The sequence below is a fragment of the Aliidiomarina sp. genome (assembly GCF_022565475.1).
GTDB lineage: Bacteria > Pseudomonadota > Gammaproteobacteria > Enterobacterales > Alteromonadaceae > Aliidiomarina.
This window is the reverse complement of sequence record NZ_JAIUMR010000023.1, coordinates 1-4390: the sequence shown is the minus strand read 5'-3', so window position 1 is coordinate 4390 and position 4390 is coordinate 1. Positions and strand designations below refer to the sequence as shown.

The 4390-nt window shown below is 47.9% G+C and carries 3 protein-coding genes; 1 reads left to right on the top strand and 2 read right to left on the bottom strand.

The genetic code is table 11. The features are described 5' to 3' along the window. Window positions 1-152 precede the first annotated feature (152 nt). Window positions 153-1247, bottom strand: coding sequence for a tRNA (uridine(54)-C5)-methyltransferase TrmA (gene trmA / locus LAT77_RS12365; protein WP_290564872.1), 1095 nt, complete (start codon window positions 1245-1247; stop codon window positions 153-155). Window positions 1248-1493: 246 nt separating this feature from the next. Here trmA and LAT77_RS12360 point away from each other — a divergent pair, with 246 nt between their 5' ends. Next, window positions 1494-3329 (top strand): S8 family serine peptidase, encoded by a 1836-nt coding sequence (locus LAT77_RS12360; RefSeq protein WP_290564871.1) that lies wholly within the window; start codon window positions 1494-1496, stop codon window positions 3327-3329. 97 nt (window positions 3330-3426) lie between these two features. On the opposite strand, the gene LAT77_RS12355 is transcribed toward LAT77_RS12360, so the two are convergent. Beyond that, window positions 3427-3921: an RNA-binding protein gene (locus LAT77_RS12355; protein ID WP_290564870.1), complete on the bottom strand. Its 495-nt coding sequence runs from the start codon at window positions 3919-3921 to the stop codon at window positions 3427-3429. Between the last annotated feature and the right edge of the window lie 469 nt (window positions 3922-4390).

The window sequence follows — 4390 nt, the reverse complement described above, 5'->3', positions numbered from 1 at the left end:
CAGATGGGGTACTTTAAACTACCGGAACGCCGCGAGGATAGATGTTATCCGAGGTGGGTGAAGCCGAAAACAAGGAAATACCCCCTTAAAAGAAAAAATGCCAGTCAGCTTAACTGACTGGCATTACGCCGAATTGGGCGCCTTTGTTGTTTTTAACGTCGAGTCAAATAGACGCCTGCTTCAATGTGAGGCGTAAATGGGAACTGATCGAAAAATGCCGCGCTCGTGACGTGATGAGTTTGCTGTAGCGTGACTAAGTTTTCCGCAAGTGTCTCGGGGTTACACGAAATATAAATGATAGCGTCGAACTGACTCACCATCGCCACTGTGTCTTGGTCTAGACCAGCTCGCGGTGGGTCGACTAGCACAGTGCCAAAGTCATAGTCGGCGAGATTCAAGTCTTTGAGTCGGCCTGGCAGTTCGCCACCTTGAATAATTGCGCTGCAGTCTTCGGCAGCGAGACGTTCGATCCGCACATTCTGTGCGTCGTTCAGGGCAATATTGTGTTGGGCTGATTGTACCGACGTGCGGCTAATTTCAGTACCAAACACACGGCGAAACGAAGCGGCCAACGGAATACTGAAGTTGCCATTGCCGCAATACAGCTCGAGCAGGTCACGTTCGCTATTCCCGGCAACCGCTTTTGCCCAACTGATCATATGTTGATTTACAACCGCATTCGGTTGCGTGAAGCTATTCTCGATGTGCTCAAAATAATAGGGGCGACCATCGATAGTCAGCGTCTCGGTGACGCGCTCTCGCTCACATAAAATCTTCTGCTTGCGTGCACGGCCGATGAAATCAATTCGCCCAAAACCTTGGAATACTTCGCGCATCGCAGAGATGTCATTTTGCCATTGCTCGTCCAGTTGGCGATGATACAAGAGTGAAATAACTGCTTCGTCTGTCGTCGTGGTTAAAAAATCCACTTGAAATAAACGGTGACGCAAGCTCGGTTTGTCGCGAACATAATCGAGGATAGCTGGCATTAATTGGTTAATCAGCTGATTGGCGGCGGGAAGCTGGTCAACACGGTATTTTTCTTTGGTCGCGGAATTAAACATGACGTAGTAGAGATCGTCACCTTCATGCCAAACGCGAAACTCGGCGCGCATCCGGTAATGTTGAGCTGGTGAGCGAAAAAGGTCTAACTCTGGCGCATGAAAAGGCGCAAGTAATTCGGCAAGCCTTTCTTTTTTCTGGGTAAATTGAGTTTCATATGTTGTGTCATCTATTGCCGTCGCCATGCGCTACCTTCTACTGCAAATAATTAGCCAGCTATTTTAGCGCGAATTGTAAATTTCTGCATGGAAACTGAAGATAGGGGGGAAACCCCTGTTTTTTTATACCGCCGGTTCAGTTACAACTTAAACGTCTTATAAATTAATTACAAAATTTTAACGAGACACTCAGTACAAATTTTTGGTCGTTAGAACAAAAACAATAAGCGACTAAATGTACGTTTTACCGTAACAACAAAAGGTGCGTTATCCATGTCCAATAAGAATAAATTAAAGTTATCCGCGTTAAGTGTTGCAGTGGCAGCCGTTTTTTCTGCGCCTGTAGCACTTGCCAATGACGTTGAGCGCGTCATTGTTGGTTTTCAGCCTGGTGCAAAAGCTGCCGTACAACAAAATGTTGAGCGTATTGGTGGTCAAAAGGTTGTTGATCTTAGCCGTGATAATGCCATGGCGATTACCATTCCGAAGCAAGCGCTTCGTGGTTTGCAGAACAATCCAAATGTTCTTTATATCGAAGAAGATTTAAAGCGCGAGTTATTCTCCAGCGAGTTTGAACCCAATGCCCCCTATGGGATCGGCATGGTCCAGGCAGACCTAGTCTCTGCTGCGGTGGCGTCTAACCGTACTGTGTGTGTGATTGACTCTGGCTATGACCTCGGTCACCCAGACCTACAAACGAATGCGGTTACTGGTGTTTGGGATAGTGGCACTGGAAACTGGTACACCGACGAAAATGGTCATGGTACGCATGTTGCTGGCACGATTGCGGCACTGGCCAATGGTGTTGGCGTCGTGGGTGTAGTACCCAACGGCCAAATGAATTTACATATTGTTAAAGTATTCGGAGCTTCTGGCTGGGCGTACTCTTCAAGTCTTATCGCCGCGGCGGACCAATGCGCTGACAACGGCGCAAATGTCATTAATATGAGTTTGGGTGGAAGCTTCTCAAGCACCACGGAACGCAATGCATTTGCGCGTTTAAATAGCGCTGGCGTTTTAAGTATTGCAGCGGCCGGTAACGATGGTTCGACTCGCAGCTCTTACCCAGCGTCTTATGATGCGGTTGTTTCGGTTGCCGCTATCGATCGTAACAAGCAACATGCGTCTTTCTCTCAGCGCAATAGCCAAGTCGAAATCGCAGCCCCCGGCGTCGATGTAATGTCCACCGTTCCACGCGGAATGGGGCAGCTTTCCTTATTTAACGTTGGTGGCAGCAGCTACAGTGCGATTGCAATGGATGGCTCACCTGATGGTGACGCGAGTGGGTCGCTGGTGAATTGCGGTTTAGGTACCTCAACCTGCCAAGGCGTGCAAAATAGCATCTGCTTGATTGAGCGTGGTCACGTGAGCTTTTCTGACAAAGTTCTAGCCTGTCAGAACGGCGGTGGACGTGCTGCAGTTATTTATAATAATGAAGCGGGCGACCTCAACGGCACATTAGGTGGGGTGTCGGTGTCGATTCCAGCGGTGGGTATTTCGCAAGCCGCCGGTCAGCAAGCGTTGAATAGTTTAGGTGCGACCGCACAAGTCAATGTCGGCTCAAGCCACTGGGCGAGCTTTAATGGTACGTCGATGGCTTCGCCGCATGTTGCTGGGGTTGCTGCTTTAGTTTGGTCACATTTCCCTGAATGTACCAACGATGAAATTCGAGCAGTGCTGAATGCAACCGCAGAAGATCTAGGCGCGAGTGGTCGTGACAATCTTTATGGCCATGGTTTAGTGCAAGCGAAAGACGCTTACGACTACTTAATGTCGAATGGTTGTGCTGCTGGTGGCGGTAGCGGCGGTGATGATGACGGCGATACTGACGGTGGTGACGGTGGTGATGACGGTGACAATGGTGACAGTAACTTCACTGTTGGTGCTACATCATACAAGGTACGTGGCGTTGTCTCTGTTGACCTCACGTGGTCTGGTGCAACAAGTTCAAGCGTTACCATTCGTCGCAACGGTTCAACGGTTGCAACGGTTAGCAACTCGGGTAGCTATACCGATGCAACAGGCCTTCGCGGAGGCGGTACCTTGCGTTACCAAATCTGTGAAGCGGGCACGAGCGTGTGCTCAGAAGAAATTACTGTGAGCTACTAATCCCAACCCTGTGTAAGCAGTGATACTGGGCCGGTGTAAAAACCGGCCCTTTTTTTAATTTGGAAATCGTAGAACAAGTGGACAAAGAATGGATCGACTATTCCTTGTCTTGGTCAGCATGAGCGGTTCGAACTTTCAGTGTGCGGCCTTCAAAATCATGATCGTTCAATTTCGCTAAAGCGATGTCTGCACCGGTCGCATCCATCTCAACAAACCCATAGCCCTTTTTACGTCCGGTACGACGATCTTTGACCAAGCGGACATCGGAAACGTCACCATAACGACCGAATAACTCCTGCACTTCTTCTTCGCTAGTCTTAAAAGGAAGGTTGCCAACATAGAGGGTTCTTGCGTCACCACCGGTTGTCGCTGCTTTATGAGCACGAGGTGCTTGTTTGGCGACCTTAGTTTTCCGGTTCTGGAGAATAAAACCAACATAAGGTGTAATGATGCCACCAAGAAACACACCCAATCCGATAAGTGAAACGGTTAGGGGGCTTGGCATTTCAAGAAATAACTGAGCAATTAAAGTATAGATAATGGCAATAACAGCAGCGGTGATGATTTGCATGCCTGATGAAGCTCGATACATAAAGAAATCCTTAAGAATGAAAATAAAAAGAGATTAAATAACCCATACCTATATAAGTACGTGCACAAGCATAGCACAAACCACATGGTTAAACTTTGTTCGTTAGGCATAATTTTACTGAGTACCAGTGCTTCGGTCGCGGTCAAATCGATGAGAAATGGTCACGATCTCAGCGATAAGGCGAAAAACTAATCAGTCAGTCACTTTTTTTGAAAATAGTGTTGACCCGCACCAGAAAATCCCTAAAATGCGCACCTCGTCTACGGACGAACGGCAACACCGCAAAAGAGCATGTTAACTCTAGCGATTTTGACCGGATGGCAGCAGAAAGCTTAGGAAAACAAAAAACTTTTCGAAAGCGGTTGACATCAAAAATGAGGCGTGTAGAATGCGCGTCCTCGCTTCGGGAAACGAAGCAAACGTTCTTTAACAATATATCAAGCCAAGCAATCTGTGTGGGCACTTGCAT